Origin of the sequence: Sphingobacterium populi (assembly GCF_001586775.1) — a bacterium.
In the GTDB taxonomy this organism is placed as follows: Bacteria; Bacteroidota; Bacteroidia; order Sphingobacteriales; family Sphingobacteriaceae; genus Sphingobacterium; species Sphingobacterium populi.
The window spans coordinates 22,095-42,025 of sequence record NZ_LQXS01000001.1; the positions used below are offsets into that span (position 1 = coordinate 22,095).

Below are 19,931 nucleotides of genomic sequence, written 5' to 3' on the forward strand. Positions count from 1 at the left end.
TTTTCATATCATGCAGAGATCATATTTTTTCCACAAAGCACATTTCGAGCATTTTGTGTATTTTTGCAAAATGAAAAGCAGGTATCTGACGAACTCGTCGGGTAGCGATGCGTAGAAGAGTAAGCACATGGATGAGATGACAATGAACAAGAAGGTAGCGTTTTATACGCTGGGATGTAAACTGAATTTTTCGGAAACTTCTTCTATTGGACGCTTATTCAAGGATGCTGGCTACGATACCACTCCGTTCAACAGTCAGGCTGATGTTTATGTCATCAATACTTGTTCGGTAACTGATAATGCGGATAAAAAATGCCGTAAAGTGGTTAAAGAAGCCTTAAAACATTCTCCAAATGCTTACATCACGATCGTAGGCTGTTATGCGCAACTGAAACCCAAAGAAATCTCGGAAATACCGGGAGTAGATATGGTGTTGGGCGCAGCCGAAAAGTTCAATATCATCGAGCATATCAATGATCTAACCAAGCAGGAGAAAGCGGTGGTACACAATGCACCAATTGCCGAAACGCAGCAATTTGTATCTGCTTTTTCGATCGGCGATCGTACCCGTACTTTTTTGAAAGTGCAAGACGGTTGTGATTATTCCTGTACCTTTTGTACCATTCCATTAGCCCGTGGCGCGAGTCGTTCAGGTAGCATTCCTGATTTGGTGCAGCAAGCGGCAGATATCGCTGCTTCCGGTGTAAAAGAAATCGTACTCACAGGCGTAAATATTGGTGATTACGGTATTCGAGATGGCAAACGTCAGGATAAGTTTCTGGATCTCGTCAAAGCTTTGGATGAAGTGCAAGGAATTGACCGTATTCGGATATCCTCCATCGAGCCCAACTTGCTTTCTAATGAAATTATTGAGTTTGTCGCCCAATCGCAACGTTTTGTGCCGCACTTTCATATGCCATTGCAATCTGGTAACAACAAAACCTTGGCAGCAATGCGCCGTCGTTACAAACGCGAATTGTACGCAGAGCGTGTGGCAAAGATCAAATCTTTGATGCCTAATTGCTGCATTGGTGTGGATGTGATTGTTGGTTTTCCAGGCGAAACTCGCGAAGATTTCCTCGATACGTACAACTTCCTCAATGAGCTAGATATATCCTATTTGCACGTCTTTACGTACTCAGAGCGTGAAAATACCATTGCCGCACAAATGGAAGGTGCAGTACCTGGGTCGCAACGTAGCGATAGAAGCAAAATGCTCCATATCTTATCCGAGAAGAAACGTCGTGCATTCTACGAATCACAGGTAAATTCGATTGGCGATGTGCTGTTCGAAGGGGATGAGAAAGACGGTTACATGCACGGTTTCTCCAAAAACTACGTGAAAGTTCGTACGCCGTACGATCCGCTATTGGTCAATGAGATCGTTCCAGTACGATTTACCACCGTGACCGATTCGGGCGAAATGGATATGGAAGAGCTTCCGGAGTTATTAGCTCATTAGGTAGTAATTTTTCTCCATAATATTAGTTGCACCTTCACCAATGTTTCGCGAGAGCGATAGCACTATAAGTGTTTTATGGCAATTTACTGTGCGATTTTCATAATATTTTCATAATATCAGGTTGTTTTTTGCATAACGATGCGACGGTATTTTTGCTGGCACATTAACAGCACTATATTCGATTATTGTTTTATGAAAAGAACAGCTACACATCATGCATTTTGTGTTTTCTACCTGCTTACTTTACTGTTTGCTACCAGCAATCATGTACTTGGTCAAGGTACACAGGCCGCTATTGCGGGCCGCGTTTTGAATTCTTCTGGTGCGCCTGTTGCAGGTGCTACGATACAAGTTCGCAATGAATCTACCGGTTTTACCACGAGTTCAATAAGTAACGATCGTGGCAATTTTGATATTAAACAGTTGCCCTTAGGCGGTCCATATGTCGTTACGGCTACGCACCTGAGCAGTGGGGAAGGAGCTGTAACGGGTATTCAACTGAATCAAGGAGATGTGGCTCGCATCGAAGTTGAAGTTGTCTCGCGCACGTCCAGCCTAGATGTCGTAGAAGTCAATGCATCAGGTTTAGTAAATACGAAAGATTATTTGGGGGCAGCTACCGCATTCTCCTCCAAAGTAATTCGCTCTTTGCCAGTAAATGGACGGAATTTTACTTCCTTAACCGAACTTTCCCCTTTAGCTACAGCAGGCGGTTCTATTTCAGGCCAGTTAGCATCTTCTACTAACTTTACCATTGATGGTATGAGTGCGAAAAACCCAACATCTGCCGGATCAACTACGGCAAGAAGTGGTGCGCCTTATTCATTATCTATGGAAGCCGTACGTGAGTTTAAAGTGGTTACCAATCAGTATGATGTTACTTTTGGTCGAAGCGGCGGAGGTACAGTAAGTGCGGTGACCAAAGCAGGAACGAATACCTTAACTGGGTCGGCTTTTATGTTCGGTCGTGCAGATTGGTCGAGTAGCAGGTACGATATCGCAGGCAATCCACGTTTGGGAAGTTATGGAACCTATCAGTATGGGTTTTCGTTAGGAGGTCCGATTATAAAAGATAAACTCCATTTTTTCGCTGTGTGGGATCGTCAGCAAGACAATCGCGCATTGCTCATCGCCGATCTTCGGGGCGATTTAAACCAGCAAGTGTTTGGTATTAACCAAGCTACGCTCGATCGGTACTTGGGTATTGCCAGAAGTCGTTATGGCGTATCCGATGTGCCGCAGACCGGAGCTATTGATAAGAAACGGACTTCTGATGCTGGATTTTTAAGGTTAGATTGGCAGATCAATGATAAAAATTTATTGACCGTGCGCAACAACTTTACCTACGATTACAATCCATTAGGTTTGGCGGATAATACCAGTATTAATCTTCTGGAGTCTTATGGTAATGATAAAAACGTGGACAATAATTTTTTGGCGACCCTAAGAACATCTATATCTCCACGATTAACCAACGAGTTAAAAGTCCAATATCTTTATCTTTACCAGAATAGTACACAAGGCGATCAGATTGCACCGGGGTACATTCCGAGAGCCATCGTGGAAGGCGTAGAGTCTACCATTGAAGGAGGAACACTTCGTACCAACTTGCAGTTAGGAGGTCATCGCTTCGCACAAGAAAATTTTCGGAATCATGTGGTACAGTTAATGAATAACGTGTATTACGATACGGATTGGGCAAAGTATGTATTGGGAGTGGATTTGATGACGACTACTTCCAAATCTGTTTACGGTTCTGAGGTCAATGGACGTTTCCACTTTTCGGGTCTAGATAACTTGGAGCAAGGTAATGCTTATAGATATTATCGTGAAGTGCCGTTAAAAGACGATGTCGCGGTACGCGGTACAATTGCTAATCTCGGGGTGTATGGACAGATGCGTAAAGATATTGCTCCGGGAATGGAAATAACAGCCGGACTTCGCTTCGATTATGCGGGCTATCCTAAAGCACAGTACAACCCATTAGTCGACCAAGAATTGGGTATTCGAACCGATAATAAGTTGGGTACATTTATCATACAGCCAAGATTACAATTTAGTTGGGATATCAACCAGAATGGTACAGATATACTACGTGCTGGTGCTGGTATTTTTGCTTCTGATATCAACAATTACATGATTATCAATAACCTAACATTCGATGGAAGTAATTTTACCACCGTCGATGTACGTGGTGCTGCTGTTCCAGCGGTTGATTTTAATTCTTATCGCGCCGATATGAGTACGATTCCAACGGTGTTGGATCGGGGAGTACCTACCATCAATTATACAGGAGAAAATGCTGCCGTACCAACAGTGTACAAAGCCAACCTTTCTTATACACGCTTTATTACTGATAGGTTCAAAGTAAGCGCTACAGGCTACATGACTTTGGGACGTAATAACTATACATACATTGATCGTAATATGGTGGCAGATCCGTTCTTCCGCTTAGCGAACGAAGGAAACCGCTCCGTATTCGTTCCAGAAAATACGATTCCAAACAATGGACAACCTGACTGGCAGCAAGGAAGAATTTCTGATCAGCTTGGTCGTGTGCTCGAACTGACGAGTATTGGTAAAGTGAATAATTATGCCGTCGTAATTGATGGTACATACAATTACTTTAAAGACGGCACGTTCACCGTGAGCTACACATGGAACGATACAAAAGATAATACGTCTTTTAATGGTAACGTGGCCAACTCAGCAACTTTATCTCAAGCGGTAATAAATGATCCACGCGACTTGAGTATGGTGACGTATTCTTCCAACCAATTTCGTCATAAGTTAGTAGCTTATGGAAACTTGCCTACCTTCTACGGTGTGCAGGTTGGTGTTCGATATACAGGGATTGGTGGTACAAGGTACAGCTTGCTCGCTGGCGCCAATACTAGTGGTGATTTTGGTGGTGCGGCGAATAACTTAGCGTATATATTCGACTATACCAATCCCAATACTCCGCAAAACATTCGTACTGGATTGCAAGCTATTTTGGATAACCCCGAGGCTAGTCAAAGTATGAAAAATTATATTGAGACTTATAGAGGTACGTTTGCAGAACGCAATGGCGGGATCAACGGCTTTTATGGTACGGTAGACGTTCGTTTGGCGACCAACGTGAAGCTTTTCCGTTCGCACAGCGTAGAAATATCTGGCGAGATTTTCAATTTTATGAATATGCTCAACAAAGAATGGGGCGTAATGCACAACCTGGGATCACAAGCGTTATATGCTTTGCCCGCAGCAAATGCTTTTACCGACGGTCAATTCAATTACAATGTTAATAGCGTAGGCCGGGCGGCACCATCCGGCAACCCGTTCCAAGTTCAATTCGGAATGCGCTATGCCTTCTAAAAAAAAATATTCCACCAACCAATTGCATAGCAAATAGTTGCTGTGCATGACAATAAATTATGCTAGCTCCGATGTTAAAGCGTCGGAGCTTTTTTAGGTTTTTGGAGTTGAATAGCCACAATGACGGTAAGAATGAAGATCAGGCCAAACCATTGTCCGCCAGACACATATTCGCCTAGTATCAAATGCGACATGCACACCGCCACAGGCAATTCTACTGCACTTAAAATACTGCCTAAGGAATATCCCGTTTTGGGCATGCCGTACGCAAATAGCAATGGTGGAATCACGGTGCCAAATAGGGCTAATAAAAGCCCATAAGGTAACAAGCGAAGCATCGTATCCAAGCATAATAATCCAACCGGTCGCAATAAGACTATGATAAGTAGCAAAGCACCCGAAATCATCAAAGCACTTTTTAATACCGTCGGATAATCGTTACCAATTCGACCATTAAGCATGATAAAAAGCGAATAGGCCGTAGCGGCACCTAATCCGTACAACAATCCTTGAATAGACAGTTTAGGAGCCTCTTCTTCTAAAAATCCTGTGGAAAATATGGTTCCAATGATGATCAGCACACAACCAATTAATTGTATTGTACTCGGAGCTTTTCTAAACAGTAGCCACTCTAAGATGGCGCCAATCCAAATGTATTGCATCAATAGGATAATCGCGATCGAAGCCGGTACGAGTTGTACACATTGATAATATAATACACTGACTAGTCCAGTGCTCAAGCCAGCTACGATCAACAACCACTTAGGATCTTTGCGATTGGTAGGCCGTGTAGATGTTGTGCTTAATGGTGTAAATGCATACACCAACCATAAAAAAATGGCGCCAAATAGTGCCTGAGCGCCAGTTACCTCACCTAAGCTAAAATCTGCTTCATACGCTTTTTTTACAAAAGTTGAAAGTACGCCAAAACTTGCTGCTCCCCAAAAAACAGCCAACGATCCTTTTAATTTTTCCATTACCTCGCAAAAGTAAATAACAAATGTGGAAAAAAGTGCTTTGCTTTTTCGTATCACGAAAATACTTTTGTAGCATGGCGAATAATATTACACAACTCCGTTTCTATAGAGCGTATCATGTCATATTTATGCTATGCGGCGCGTTGTTAATTAGCTCGTGTGGTGCTCGAAAAAAAGCTAATACGAATAATCGGTATGGAAAACTAGAAAGTAGTAGACACCGAAATACAGCGAAAACACCTGTGTCTGATGCCAGTAAAGCGCGCTCCATGACATATTCCGGGAATAAGCTCGACAATTACGCGCAATTGTTAGGAGTAAATAGTCGTGAAATCTCCAAAAGCAGCGATCTATATCTTTTTATAGATGATTGGATGGGAACGCCACACCGCACGGGCGGTCTCGATCGCAATGGCATGGATTGTTCAGCCTTCGTCGGTTTGCTGTATCGGGAGATATATCGTCAAAATCTGCCACGCACTTCTCGGGATATGGCTGAAAACGTGAAGCGGAAATATGAAAACCAACTTCGAGAAGGTGATCTTGTATTTTTTTCTTTTGGTGGGCGCAATATTGATCACGTCGGCATCTATTTGCGCAATGGCAAGTTTGTACACGTTTCTACCAGAAAAGGCGTTATCATATCTGATTTGAGGGACACATGGTATTACCGTTATTTCAAGCGAGCCGGAAGTCCCAAAACTTAGTCAACAAAACGTCTCTTTATACACTTGCAGTCATAAAGTGTGTATAATTGCGTACTTTTGTGCGCACTTTACATTTTTATATTATGTCTGATAGAGGGAAACGCATTTTTCTCGGAATTTGTATTATCGTTCCATTTTTTATTTACTGCTTTTACTATTATTCTGCAATGGTAAAAAATGCACCGTTTCGCTTTACCGACTTCGAGGCCATTGAGCTTACTTACGGTACACCCGATTCGATGCAAAATCACTACAGCTCGACCACACATTTGTATCAGTTCGAGCGTAAAAATGGCACTATAGCATTGGATACAGTAAAACTGCGTGACAATGACTTACTATATCTCCATCGCAAGGCACAAGAGTTAGGATTTTGGAATGTAGATGATAACATGACTACGCCAGAAGCCGATCGCAACCCTTCGACACCGAGGTTCGTTTTAAAATTTACGTATAAGGAAAAATCAAAAGAGGTAACCTTGGATACCGATTATCCAGGAAATCCGAAGATGAAGGAAGCTGCCAAAACCACGATCGATGAGGTCATGAAGATGATAGCCGAGGCACAAGCTCGCTAACTTCGTCAATACATATTATTAACATAATGCATAGATAACACAGACTTTAAACAGCTAAATTACATTTGTATTAAGTAGATCATTTGTTTTTATACTTGTGTTTAGTTAGTTACAGGTCTGTTGCGAAACATGCCACTGAGTTATCACAAAGCCATCTCCATGATGGCTTTTTTTATGGCCTTTTTTGCGATACGCATATTGCGTAGGGTCGAATATTTCCGTAACTTCGTAGCAATGGACAATTTCATTGTTTCGGCTCGAAAATACCGCCCAGTCACCTTTGATTCGGTCGTCGGGCAGTCGCACATCACCAATACCCTCAAAAATGCCATTCACAACAATCAATTGGCACAAGCATTTTTATTCTGTGGTCCGCGGGGTGTGGGGAAAACTACATGTGCGCGTATATTAGCAAAAACAATAAATTGTGAGCAGATTTCCGATAATACAGAAGCCTGCGGCGAGTGCAATAGCTGCCGTTCCTTCCAGAACGGTAATTCGTTTAGCATTCACGAACTCGATGCTGCTTCCAACAATTCGGTAGAAGATATTCGCTCCTTGATTGATCAGGTTCGAATCCCACCTCAAACGGGCAAGTACAAAATCTACATCATCGATGAGGTGCACATGTTGTCACAGCAAGCTTTCAACGCTTTTCTGAAAACGCTCGAAGAACCGCCCACATACGCGATCTTCATACTCGCTACTACCGAGAAGCACAAAATCTTGCCTACGATCCTGTCTCGATGTCAGATTTTTGACTTCAATCGTATTCAGGTAGAAGATATGGCCAATCATTTAGCTAGAATAGCGAATAATGAAGGCATTAGCTATGAGAATGATGGCCTACATGTCATCGCGCAAAAAGCGGATGGTGGATTACGCGATGCATTGTCGATGTTCGATCAGATCGTAAGTTTTTCGAACAAAGAAATCACCTATCGGGCAGTCATCGACAACCTCAATATTCTGGATTACGATTATTACTTTGATCTACTGCAATACATCGTGCAACAAGATGCTGCGCAAGCTTTATTGGTTTTTGATAAGGTACTGACCAACGGATTTGATGGCGGACATTTCATCGCCGGCTTATCAGCACACTTACGCAACTTGTTAGTAGCCAAAGAACCTTCTACGATCAAGCTATTGGAAGTAGGTGAGAATATTCGTAAGAAATACTTAGAGCAATCTCAACAGCTCAATAGCGGCTTGCTATTGTCGGCCATGAACATCGCCAACCAATGCGAGATTAATTACCGAACCAGTAAAAATCATCGGCTTCAAGTAGAGCTAGCCCTGCTCAAAATGTGCCACATCGCTACCGCGATTAAAATGAGCCTCGCAGAAACATCAACGGAAGTTGATGTAAAAAAAAACTAACGGATAAAACGCCCGAGACAGCAAGTAATTCGTCGGCAACGACTAATCGATCGGTACAAGATGCTTCTAAGCCAGCTGCAGTAGCCGATTCTACAACTCCTGCACAGGATTATGTTAATACTTCGGCACAATCAGCATCCAGCTCAATAGCCCAGTCGAATACAATAATATCGAACAATCTGCCTGCTGCAAATGCTATTTCTGCCGCTCAAGTAGCATCGGAAAAACCTGTTGTATCGCCATCAAAAGGATGGGGCGCCATGCCAGCTAAAAAATTACTGCCCGATCTTAATACAATTCTCGACCAGAAGGAAGAGCAGAAAGAAGAAAATGAACTGCTACAGGGCTCTGAATTTGCCGAAGTAGATGTAGAGGATTTTTTGAAGAAATGGAATGCTTATGCTGAATTTATAAAGCAGGAAAACAAGATCACTTTATACACCATCATGACGTCCAGTACGCCGACTCTTCAGGGCAATACGATCGAAGTCGAGGTGGAAAATATGGTGCAGATGGAAGAGATGAAGCTTGGGAAAGTGGATATTCTGAATCACCTCAGGGTACAACTCAGAAACTATGCCTTAGAAATAAAAGAGGTGGTGACCGAGAAGACCAAAGTTCGTAAACCGTATACTTCTCAGGAAAAATACCAAGCTATGGTCTCCAAAAACCCTGCTTTGGAGACCCTTAGAAAAAAATTTGATTTAGGCCTGAGCTAAATTCACTAGCCTAACAGCGCTTTTACGACTTGTGATATCGTACTACCATCAGCTTTACCCGCCAGGCGCTGATTAGCCAAACCCATCACTTTACCCATATCCTTCATAGAAGAAGCGCCGCTCTCGGCTACAATTTCTTTGACAATCGCTTCAATCTCGCTGCGGTCCAGTTGTTTTGGTAAGTACGCTTCAATCACTTGCTGCTCTTCTACCTCGATTTGGTACAGGTCATCGCGATTTTGCGTTTTATAAATCTCAGCAGATTCTTTGCGTTGTTTTACCAATTTCTGCAAAACTTTAATCTCCGTATCCTCAGAGATATCTTCTACATGTGTTTTCTCGGTTTTTGCCAATAAGATTGCTGACTTGATCGCGCGCAATCCTCTTAATTTGATAGTGTCTTTGGCGATCATAGCCGCCTTGATATCTTGATTGATGGTTTGTTCTAAAGACATATTCTATTTATTTCTATTAACAATAGTGCCTGTGGCTTGTGCCGTAGGCATGATGAGTAGATCATTGATATTTATATGAGCACGCCGCGATAAGACAAAAGCAATCACTTCAGCAATATCTTGTCCGCTCAGTGCTTCCACGCCTTGATATACGGCTTTTGCTCGGTCGGTATCACCATGAAAACGTACCTCCGAAAATTCAGTTTCGACCATGCCGGGATGGATTGCCGACACTCGAATTCCCTTTTCCAGCAAGTCTATTCGCATTGCTTTGTTTAATGCGTCCACTGCATGTTTGGTCGCACAATACACATTGCCATTGGGATATACTTCCTTTCCTGCAATGGATCCAATGTTGATGATATGTGCATTTGTACTGTTTTTCATCAACGGAATCACAGCACGGCTCACATAAAGCAAACCTTTAATATTGGTGTCGATCATGGTATCCCAATCGCTCAGTTTGCCTTGTTGAATAGGGTCCAGGCCTTGACTTAGTCCAGCATTATTGATCAAAACATCGATATTTTGCCAATCTGCAGGGAGTGTATCTGTGGCTTGTTGCACGGCATTTGCGTCGCGTACGTCCAAGGTAAAAGTCAAAATTTCCGTTTCGGGAAGATCCGTCAGAATCGCTTGCTTAAGTGCTTCTAACCGTTCCGTTCTTCGCGCACAAAGCGCCAATCGATAACCTTCTTTTGCTAAAACCCACGCGCAAGCCTGGCCGATACCCGAACTTGCTCCGGTAATCAATACGGTTCTATTCATGTTATTTTGTGGCTTCATATATCGTACAAAATCCAAATGTTTGAGGTCGTACCTTCGCTTCGGTAAATCCCGCTTGCTGCAACATTTTTGCAAAAACGGCTCCACTCGGAAATTGTGCTACAGATTCTGGTAAATAGCTGTAAGCGCGCTTATCTTTAGAGATCAGTCTGCCCAAAGCTGGTGTAAATTTATGAAAGTAGAAATGAAATAACTGCTTGATCGGAAACGCCGTTGGATTGGAGAGTTCCAGCACAATTGCTTTGCCTCCAGGGCGAATCACGCGATGAATCTCATTTAATCCTTGTTGAAGATTTTCGAAGTTGCGCACACCGAAAGCAACGGTAACAGCATCGAAATGTCCATCAGCAAATGGAAGGTTTTCTGAATCGCCTAGCATCACCTCCAATTGATCAGACAATCCCTTTTTTCTGATTTTTTCTCTGGCTACTGACAACATGCCTTCAGAAATATCAATGCCGGTTATCTTTTTCGGATTTAATAATCTTATGGACTCAATCGCGAAATCACCGGTACCAGTGGCTACGTCCAATATATGCTGTGGTGTTATGCTACGCAATGAACGAATCGCCTTGCGGCGCCAAATGATATCGATGCCCATCGTCATGAAGCGATTAAGCATGTCGTAGGTAGAAGAAATGTTGTTAAACATATCAGCTACTTGCTCTTTTTTATTGCCGTCTGCCGAATATGGTTTTACTGTTGAATTAGGAGCTGCCATAGATACAAAGATACAATAATGCATGGGGAGACTATAAGCTATTTGCGGAAAAAAATGGCTCATCGCAATCTCGTCCAAAGTTAAAAAAGTGAGAATATTTTAAATTGACACAAATAGCTTATCCACATCAACGATGTGAATTAAACATGATTGTATTACGCAGTTTTTCAGATTGTTATGACTGTTGTCAACATTAGATTTATAATTAATGTGGATTACGAATACGTTCTATTATACGCTAAACAGGTCATTATTGCGTTTAGAAAAAAAGGGTGTTCAAAACTAAAATCATACGTCGTAGCTATTTTTATTACTTTTGTTGTCCCATCAATGTTTGCCGCATGACGGAAGCAGGGAATGTGTGAAAAACTCCTCAAAAATCCAATATATCTATATGTCACAACAAAGCGAAAATAACACTAATGACGCTGGAAAATTCGGCAAGGCCAATTTGAACAGAAAGCGGGCGAGCGTAAGCAGCTTGATCGGCGGACTGGGTAAGTTGCCGCCTCAAGCCCCTGATCTAGAAGAAGCGGTGTTAGGTGCGCTCATGTTGGAGAAAAATGCCCTGAGTGAAGTGATCGATATCTTGAAACCGGAGTCATTTTACAAAGAAGCTCATCAAAAGATTTTTCAAGCCATTTATAATCTATTTCAGAAGACATCTCCAATAGATTTATTGACCGTCACTACCGAATTGCGCCAAATGGGTGCATTGGAGATGGTGGGTGGAGCCTATTATATTACACAACTTACAGATCGCGTGGTATCTGCGGCTAATATCGAGTTTCATGCCCGTATTATCTCGCAGAAATACATTCAGCGTGAACTGATTCAGGTATCTACCGAAATTATCAATGCCTCCTACGATGAAACTAGTGATATTTTTGATCTACTAGATCATGCCGAAAAGAGCCTTTTCGATATTGCACAAAACAACTTGAGACGCGATTCTCGCAAAATGGACGACATTATGCGAGAAGCGATCAACGCATTGGAACTATTGCGTGATCGTACCGATGGCTTAACAGGTATTCCGAGCGGATTGACTGCACTGGATCGCATGACGTCAGGTTGGCAACCTTCTGATTTAGTGATTATTGCGGCGCGTCCGGCGATGGGGAAAACAGCTTTTGTACTTTCGGTAGCGCGAAATGCGGCGGTGGATCATCAGCGTCCAGTAGCGGTATTCTCTTTGGAGATGTCGTCTGTGCAATTAGTGAATCGTTTGATTGCAGGTGAAACGGAAATCGAACAAGAGAAACTGAAAAAAGGAAATCTGGCTGATCATGAGTGGCAACAGTTACACTCTCGCATCGGCCGATTAACCGAAGCGCCACTGATTATAGATGATACGCCAGCCTTAAATGTATTTGAGTTTCGCGCAAAATGCCGCCGTCTAAAAGCACAACACGATATCCAAATGGTGATTGTGGATTACTTGCAACTCATGCATGGCAAGAGCGAAGGTAAAGGCGGTGGAAACCGCGAGCAGGAAATCGGTAGTATTTCTCGTGCGCTGAAATCTGTAGCAAAGGAATTGAATGTGCCTGTTTTAGCCCTATCACAGTTAAGCCGTGCGGTAGAATCCAGACCAGGAAATAGTAAAAGACCGATGCTATCCGATTTGCGGGAATCCGGATCTATTGAGCAAGATGCGGATATGGTATTGTTCTTATATCGCCCAGAATATTATGGAATGACGGAAGATGAAGAAGGTCGACCTACAGCAGGTGTTGGCGAAGTTATCATTGCCAAACACCGGAATGGTGAAACCGGAATTGTACCGCTGAAATTCGTCGGTAAATATGTGAAATTCGTGGATCTCGAAGACGATTTTTATGGTATGGATGGCGGTAAGCATGATGGTTTTGGTGCTTTTGGAGGACCTCCGTCGCCATCTGCGATGGCGCCATCGGATAGTTTTGGCGGTGGTATCACGATGCCATCACGCATGAATGATATGCCAGATGATGCGCCGTTTTAGATTTTATTAAAAGGAGCAATGTCTCGCAAAAAATGTAGTCATTTTCCATGTATAAGTTAGGCCATTTTATGCCATTGCATGACGAATTCCTTTTCTCCTGTTGGTTGATCGATTGTTTCCGATGAAATTGTAAAGCCTTTTGACTGGTAGAATCTTATGCTCTTTTCGTTTTTCTGATAGACCGATAATGTCATTTCAGTACGTAAATTTTTGACGTGGTTTAAAAGTATGCTTCCAATACCATTTCCCTGTTGTTCGGTGGCTACAAAAATAGATGCAAGATGATTGCCTACTAATGCAACGAAGCCGCAAATAGTGTTCATTTTTACAACAACGTACACCTCCGAATTGGGGAGATACGTTTCTTCCATCGCGCGCTTATTTGTGATCCAGTAATCTGCTGCAACAAAATGGTGAGCTGCTAATGACGCTTGCAACCATAAATCCGATATAAACGGTAAATCTTCCGCCTTACTTTCTCTAATAACAATTTCTTTCATGCCAAATTCTTACTGCATAAACGAGGTATCACTTAAGCGCTTAATTACTCTTTTTCCGGATTTAGCTTGCTGTAAGAAAGATATGCCACCACTCACACCATGTAGATCCAAACTATCGAGAGATTCTACAGGTAGTCCTAACCACATGACATGGAATAAGCTCAGTGCCTCGCCATGCGAGATGATAATAATATTTTCTTCCTCGTTATGTAGTATGTCGGTAAAAAAAGGCAATAGCCTTTGCCAGACATCAAATTTCGATTCTGCATCGTGAAAACATCTATCATAAATGGTGTGCTCTTCGCTTTCAATATTATCTCGGAGCCACTGTACTGATTTTCCAACAGCTTTTCCCAAGTTTCTTTCTCGAAGAGCATCAATCAGTTGATAGTCGCCATCCCATTTATTGGCTACAAGACGAGCCGTCTGTTCCGTTCTTGTAAGTGAGGAGGCGTAGATAGAAAAGTGGACCGTAGTAAATGCAGTCTTTAGGTTCTGAGCAATATTTTCTGCCTGCAACAATCCCTTTTCACTCAATTCCCAATCCGTCCAAGACCCAATCATACCATTCGTATGGTGAATAGATTCAGGGTGTTGAATAGTAATTACATTTTTCGGTTTAGACATGTATGTTTGTGGTATTTAGATCTTGTTGTATATGTCTCAAACAGTGGTTACAATGCTATTTTGCGGCATAAAAACATTACAATCAGCAAAAATAATAAATCATAAGGTGCTAATCAAAGGTAAGGTCAAGCGAGATGGGACTAGATAATATAATACACAACACCACGAGTTTAGCACTATTTGCAATCGGTTTCTGATTTTGGTTAAATAGACCAAGATAAAGTTCGTAAATTTGACAGGTATTTCGTGAACAGGAAACTGCGCGAACACGAAATGATAGGATAAATAATTTGTGAATAGAATTTTAAGGTACATAATTCATTGAATAACTATAATACAGAAGATTATTTAGCGGGACTCAACCCCTCTCAACGTGGTGCTGTAGAACAAATCAAAGGTCCAGTAATGATTGTAGCGGGTGCCGGATCTGGCAAAACTCGCGTAATTACGTATCGTGTAGCACATTTGATTCGTCAAGGAGTAGATCCTTTCAATATATTGGTATTAACCTTTACCAACAAAGCGGCAAAGGAGATGCGCGAGCGAATCATGAAAGTGGTAGGATCTGAAGCGAAGAACATCTGGATGGGTACTTTTCACTCGGTATTTGCGCGTATTTTGCGTTCGGAAGCCGAGTTGATCGGTTATCCACGCAATTTCACAATTTACGATACCGACGATACCAAAAGTTTGCTGCGTGCGATTCTGCGCGAGATGAATTTAGATGATAAGCTGTACAATGCCAATCATGTGTATGGACGAATATCTTCAGCCAAAAATAACCTGATATCGCCACAAGAATACAACAAGAATGAAGCAATCATGGCCGAAGATCGGTCGAATGGCCGTCCACAATTGGGCGAAATTTATATGACCTACGCGCAGCGTTGCTATCGTGCCGGAGCGATGGATTTCGATGACCTATTGTTCAAAACCAACGTATTGCTCAATAAACATCCCGATACGTTGCACAAATATCAGCATCAATTTAAATACCTGATGGTAGATGAGTATCAGGATACCAACTTTTCGCAGTACCTTATCGTAAAACGTTTGGCGGCGGTGCACGAGAATATCTGCGTGGTAGGGGATGATGCGCAAAGTATTTACGCTTTTCGCGGAGCGAATATCCAAAATATTCTAAATTTTCAGAAAGATTATCCTGACGTACAAGTGTTCAAATTAGAGCAAAATTACCGTTCGACCAAGATGATCGTCAATGCTGCAAATAGCATCATCGCCAACAATAAAAATCAGCTGGAGAAAAATGTATTTTCGGACAACGAAGATGGTGAGAAAATCAAAGTAAGCCGTGCTTTCTCGGATAATGAAGAAGGAAAGATCGTGGCCGAAACTATTCTGCAGGAGAAATCTTTAAAAAATCTGGTATATAAGGATTTTGCCATTCTGTACCGTACCAACGCGCAATCAAGATCACTTGAAGAAGCACTAAGAAAACTCAATGTTCCGTATAAACTGTACGGCGGTACATCGTTTTATCAACGGAAAGAGATCAAAGACCTGATTTCCTATTTTAGACTTACCTTCAATCCTAATGATGAGGAAGCACTGAAGCGCGTGATCAATTACCCTCGAAGAGGTATTGGTGATACCACCATCGAAAAGCTCATGGTCGCTGCCGACCAGAATAATTATCGACTGTGGGATGTGCTAGCCAACTCCGGTAGCTTTCTGGATGGGCGTAGTGCTAATGCAGTTGTCAATTTTGCGACTATGATTCAAAGTTTTCAGGCAGTTGCTAAGAATCAATCGGCTTTTGACACGGCAATGCACATTGCGCAGCACTCTGGATTGCTGAAAAGTCTGTACGAGGATAAATCAGTTGAAGGTCTTAGTAGGTACGAAAATATACAAGAGTTACTTAACGGAATCAAAGAATTTTCGGAACGCGAGGATCTGGAAGAGAAAGGTTTGGATATCTTTTTACAGGATGTTGCGCTCTTGACGAATGATGATAAAGATAAAGATCCCAATGCCGATACAGTCTCGTTGATGACTATCCACGCATCCAAAGGATTAGAGTTCAATTCGGTATTCATCGTCGGGATGGAAGAAAACCTTTTCCCCTCCCAACTGTCTCTTAATTCGAGATCTGAATTGGAAGAAGAGCGTCGCTTATTTTACGTCGCGGTAACCCGTGCCGAGAAAAAATTGCATATTTCCTACGCTACATCACGATATCGTTGGGGATCATTGAATAATTGCGAACCGAGTCGTTTTTTAGATGAATTGGCACCAGCATGTTTGGAGTTGGATTTCAAACCGAGAGTTCCTGCACAGCAGGAGGGCGGTTTCTCGTCCGAACGAATGGCATGGCAGCGCGAAGAATCATTCAGCAAGCCAAAGCCAAAAGTAGTAAAAACCACATCCATCTTGCCCAAAGCGCACGTGCCCACAGCAGGCTTTGCACCATCAGATACTAGTGGCCTACAGGTCGGCATGGAAGTTGAACATGAACGCTTCGGTTTTGGAAAAGTTGTGAACTTGGAAGGTAATCGACCTGACTTAAAAGCAACTATTTTTTTCAAAGAGTTGGGACAGAAGCAATTGTTGCTTAAATTTGCTAAGCTTCGAATTGTATAATAAAACACAATTAATAAAGAATTAGGACGTCATTAGCTTCATAATCAGACGTTTGTATATAAAATAACACTATGAGTTTTGATTATAATAGTACTCGGTCGCACCTGATTTTGGCCGAATATGGCCGTAATGTGCAAAATATGGTCGACTATATTTGCACCATCTCAGATCGTGACGAGCGTAATCGGTTGGCACAGGTCGTGATTGATATGATGGGAGTTTTAAATCCCCATTTGCGTGACGTATCCGATTTCAAGCACAAGCTATGGGATCATTTATATATTATTTCTGATTTCAAGATAGATGTAGATTCACCTTATCCTATTCCAGAAAGAGGACAGATTAGACAAAAACCTGAAACTTTGTCTTATCCGCAAAAACGCATTCGTTACAAACACTACGGCCGTACCGTAGAAGATATGATTAGCAAAGCGATTGCACAGCCTGAGCCAGAATATACCGATCGTATGGCATTATCCATTGCTAATTTTATGAAGATGGCTTATTTGTCGTGGAATAAAGATTCGGTATCTGATGAACATATCATCCAAGATTTGAAAGAATTGTCAAAAGGTGCTTTGGTGCTGCCGGCGGATACGGTATTGACCAAATTAGATTTCAAATCGGCGCCTCCAGGCAGTCGTACAAAATCGACCAGTACCGGGCAGCAAAATAACCATCAGAAAAATGCCGGAGCGGGTAAAAAGCCGATGATGAAAAAGAAAGTCGGCGGTTATAGCAACAATAACAAGAACAATAATAATAGTAACTACAATAACAACAGAAAGAAGTTTCAATAAGTTGTAAAACACAGAAGAGGTAGATCGCGATTTACCTCTTCTGTGTCTACAATGGAATGCAATATACCTATGAACGCATTTGAAATACGTGGCGGGAAGCCATTGAGTGGAGAGATCATTCCACAAGGAGCTAAAAATGAAGCGTTGCAAATTATTTCTGCCGTGCTGCTATCTCCCGAAAAGATCACCATCAGCAATATCCCAGATATTAAGGATGTAAATAAATTGATCGATCTATTGGCGGCTTTGGGCGTATCTGTCAATCGTTTGAATGAAGATACTTACGAGTTCGAAGCGAAAGATATTAATATCGACTACTTCCAATCCGATGAGTTTAAGAAAAAAGGTGGCAGTCTGCGTGGATCTATCATGATCGTAGGGCCGCTTTTGGCTCGTTTTGGTAAAGCTGCTATTCCTAAACCGGGTGGCGATAAGATTGGCCGCCGGAGATTGGATACACACTTTTTGGGTTTTGAAAAATTGGGAGCCAAATTTAATTACGACGCCGACAAAAATTTCTTTAATGTAGATGCTACGCAGTTAAAAGGCACCTATATCCTTATGGATGAGGCCTCAGTAACGGGTACCGCAAATATTGTGATGGCTGCTGTATTAGCCAAAGGCACAACGACGATTTATAACGCCGCTTGCGAACCATATCTACAACAGCTTTGTAAGATGCTGAACCGTATGGGCGCCAAGATTTCTGGTATCGGATCTAATTTGTTGACCATCGAAGGTGTCGACAAATTAGGAGGAACGACACACCGTATGTTGCCAGATATGATCGAGATTGGTTCATTTATCGGTCTGGCAGCGATGACCGGATCGGAGCTTACCATCAAAGATGTTTGCTTTGCTGAATTAGGGATCATTCCATCTATTTTTGCTCGATTAGGTATACAATTCGAACTACGGGGAGACGATATTTACATTCCTGCTCAAAAGAGTTACGAGATTGATACATTCATTGATGGCTCTATCTTGACCATTTCTGATGCGCCTTGGCCGGGTTTTACGCCCGATTTATTGAGTATCGTACTGGTTACGGCTATACAAGCAAAGGGAAACGTTCTGATTCATCAAAAAATGTTCGAAAGCCGATTGTTTTTTGTAGACAAATTGATCGATATGGGGGCACAAATTATTTTATGTGATCCACACCGTGCCACCGTAATAGGTTTGAATAAGCAAAATACATTGCGTGGCATTGAAATGACGTCTCCAGATATTCGTGCAGGAGTATCACTTTTGATAGCAGCTTTGTCTGCTCAAGGTACATCGGTGATCCATAATATCGAACAAATTGAGCGCGGATATCAGCATATTGAGAAACGGTTGAAAGCTTTAGGAGCTGATATTCGTCGTGTAGATGCCTCTCCGCAAGGGCATTAGCGTTTTTTTGATTTTTTTCGCTTATTGCAGAATACTTTTTATATTTGCTCTCAACTAGATGTTTAAACATTAAATAGATCAATCATGAATAGAATGACAGTAGTAGCGGCAGCAGCTGCATTAATTTTGTCAGCTTGTGCTGGCAACCCAGAAGGTAAAAAAGCAGAAACGGCTGATGCCGTAGAAGCTGGCGAAGCAGTAGGTACAGCTTACAATGTAGATGCAACACAATCTTCTGTAATCTGGAAAGGTACGAAAGTGACTGGATTTCACGAAGGTACTGTTGATATCAAATCTGGTTCTTTGCTAGTAGATAACGAAGCTATTTCTGGTGGTAACTTTGTATTGGATATGAACTCGATCAGCGCTACTGATCTTGAGGGTGAATACAAAGAGAAGTTGGATGGTCACTTAAAAAGCGAAGATTTCTTCAACTCGGCAGAGCATTCTGAAGCTACATTCCAAATCACAGAAGTACGTGAAGGTGCTTCGGCTAACGATGTAGTGATTGCGGGTAACCTGACTATTAAAGGTATCTCTAAAAATGTTACTTTTGATGCTACTGTTGAAGAGCTAACTGAAACTACTGTTAAAGTAAAAGCAGATTTTAACATTACACGTGCAGATTGGGGAGTTAACTACTCTGGTAAAGAGGATGATTTGATCTCTAAAGAGATCAATTTCAAAGTTAATCTTGTAGCCAACAAAGCATAGTACATAGACATAGTCTAGCGGAGCTAAGACTAGCGGGAAAACCTACAGAACTATATCTGTAGGTTTTTTTTATGGCCTTCGCACTCAATACTTCTCAAATTAACATGACATTGGCTTTTAGTAGAGGTGCTTTTTTGTATATTTAGACTTTAAAGTTTA

The 19,931-nt window shown here is 42.0% G+C and carries 17 protein-coding genes; 11 read left to right on the forward strand and 6 right to left on the reverse strand.

Annotated elements, in window-relative coordinates; all coding sequences use genetic code 11:
* The first annotated feature begins 142 nt into the window (after positions 1–142).
* Positions 143–1,462: a tRNA (N(6)-L-threonylcarbamoyladenosine(37)-C(2))-methylthiotransferase MtaB gene (gene mtaB / locus A0125_RS00110; RefSeq protein WP_197464778.1), complete on the forward strand. Its 1,320-nt coding sequence runs from the start codon at positions 143–145 to the stop codon at positions 1,460–1,462.
* A 192-nt stretch (positions 1,463–1,654) separates the two neighbouring features.
* The gene (locus A0125_RS00115) at positions 1,655–4,819 is read left to right on the forward strand and encodes a TonB-dependent receptor (RefSeq protein WP_066750330.1); all 3,165 of its coding nucleotides are present in this window, start codon (positions 1,655–1,657) and stop codon (positions 4,817–4,819) included.
* A gap of 74 nt (positions 4,820–4,893) precedes the next feature.
* Here A0125_RS00115 and A0125_RS00120 read toward each other — a convergent pair whose 3' ends face one another.
* Complete coding sequence (locus A0125_RS00120) at positions 4,894–5,796, reverse strand: EamA family transporter (protein WP_066750332.1); 903 nt, start codon at positions 5,794–5,796, stop codon at positions 4,894–4,896.
* A 74-nt stretch (positions 5,797–5,870) separates the two neighbouring features.
* Between A0125_RS00120 and A0125_RS00125 the strand changes: the two genes are divergently transcribed.
* The 4 genes from A0125_RS00125 (at position 5,871) to A0125_RS00140 (ending at position 9,183) form a co-directional block, all read left to right on the forward strand.
* Complete coding sequence (locus A0125_RS00125; RefSeq protein ID WP_231863054.1) at positions 5,871–6,503, forward strand: C40 family peptidase; 633 nt, start codon at positions 5,871–5,873, stop codon at positions 6,501–6,503.
* Positions 6,504–6,670: 167 nt separating this feature from the next.
* Positions 6,671–7,081 (forward strand): hypothetical protein, encoded by a 411-nt coding sequence (locus A0125_RS00130; protein ID WP_066752567.1) that lies wholly within the window; start codon positions 6,671–6,673, stop codon positions 7,079–7,081.
* 129 nt (positions 7,082–7,210) lie between these two features.
* The gene (locus A0125_RS00135; RefSeq protein WP_231863055.1) at positions 7,211–8,464 is read left to right on the forward strand and encodes a DNA polymerase III subunit gamma/tau; all 1,254 of its coding nucleotides are present in this window, start codon (positions 7,211–7,213) and stop codon (positions 8,462–8,464) included.
* 260 nt (positions 8,465–8,724) lie between these two features.
* Entirely contained in the window at positions 8,725–9,183 is a 459-nt protein-coding gene (locus A0125_RS00140) for a hypothetical protein (RefSeq protein ID WP_066750334.1), read from the forward strand.
* Positions 9,184–9,188: 5 nt separating this feature from the next.
* On the opposite strand, the gene A0125_RS00145 is transcribed toward A0125_RS00140, so the two are convergent.
* The 3 genes from A0125_RS00145 to ubiE are packed head-to-tail and all read right to left on the reverse strand — an operon-like array spanning position 9,189 to position 11,145.
* The gene (locus tag A0125_RS00145; RefSeq protein WP_066750337.1) at positions 9,189–9,638 is read right to left on the reverse strand and encodes a GatB/YqeY domain-containing protein; all 450 of its coding nucleotides are present in this window, start codon (positions 9,636–9,638) and stop codon (positions 9,189–9,191) included.
* Between the two features lie 3 nt (positions 9,639–9,641).
* The gene (locus A0125_RS00150) at positions 9,642–10,406 is read right to left on the reverse strand and encodes an SDR family NAD(P)-dependent oxidoreductase (protein WP_066752572.1); all 765 of its coding nucleotides are present in this window, start codon (positions 10,404–10,406) and stop codon (positions 9,642–9,644) included.
* Position 10,407: 1 nt separating this feature from the next.
* Entirely contained in the window at positions 10,408–11,145 is a 738-nt protein-coding gene (gene ubiE / locus A0125_RS00155; protein ID WP_066750340.1) for a bifunctional demethylmenaquinone methyltransferase/2-methoxy-6-polyprenyl-1,4-benzoquinol methylase UbiE, read from the reverse strand.
* A 394-nt stretch (positions 11,146–11,539) separates the two neighbouring features.
* Here ubiE and dnaB point away from each other — a divergent pair, with 394 nt between their 5' ends.
* On the forward strand, positions 11,540–13,132 hold the full coding sequence (gene dnaB, locus A0125_RS00160; RefSeq protein WP_066750343.1) for a replicative DNA helicase: 1,593 nt from the start codon (positions 11,540–11,542) through the stop codon (positions 13,130–13,132).
* Positions 13,133–13,188: 56 nt separating this feature from the next.
* Here dnaB and A0125_RS00165 read toward each other — a convergent pair whose 3' ends face one another.
* A complete protein-coding gene (locus A0125_RS00165) occupies positions 13,189–13,632 on the reverse strand; it encodes an N-acetyltransferase (protein ID WP_066750346.1) in 444 nt (147 codons plus the stop codon).
* 9 nt (positions 13,633–13,641) lie between these two features.
* Positions 13,642–14,259, reverse strand: a complete 618-nt coding sequence (locus tag A0125_RS00170) for a histidine phosphatase family protein (RefSeq protein ID WP_066750349.1) — start codon at positions 14,257–14,259, stop codon at positions 13,642–13,644.
* Between the two features lie 321 nt (positions 14,260–14,580).
* Between A0125_RS00170 and A0125_RS00175 the strand changes: the two genes are divergently transcribed.
* The 4 genes from A0125_RS00175 (at position 14,581) to A0125_RS00190 (ending at position 19,772) form a co-directional block, all read left to right on the forward strand.
* On the forward strand, positions 14,581–16,863 hold the full coding sequence (locus tag A0125_RS00175; RefSeq protein WP_066750352.1) for an ATP-dependent helicase: 2,283 nt from the start codon (positions 14,581–14,583) through the stop codon (positions 16,861–16,863).
* A gap of 71 nt (positions 16,864–16,934) precedes the next feature.
* The gene (locus A0125_RS00180) at positions 16,935–17,663 is read left to right on the forward strand and encodes a DUF4290 domain-containing protein (protein WP_066750355.1); all 729 of its coding nucleotides are present in this window, start codon (positions 16,935–16,937) and stop codon (positions 17,661–17,663) included.
* A gap of 69 nt (positions 17,664–17,732) precedes the next feature.
* Positions 17,733–19,058 (forward strand): UDP-N-acetylglucosamine 1-carboxyvinyltransferase, encoded by a 1,326-nt coding sequence (murA, locus tag A0125_RS00185; protein WP_066750358.1) that lies wholly within the window; start codon positions 17,733–17,735, stop codon positions 19,056–19,058.
* Between the two features lie 84 nt (positions 19,059–19,142).
* On the forward strand, positions 19,143–19,772 hold the full coding sequence (locus A0125_RS00190; protein ID WP_066750361.1) for a YceI family protein: 630 nt from the start codon (positions 19,143–19,145) through the stop codon (positions 19,770–19,772).
* The last annotated feature ends 159 nt before the right edge of the window (positions 19,773–19,931 follow it).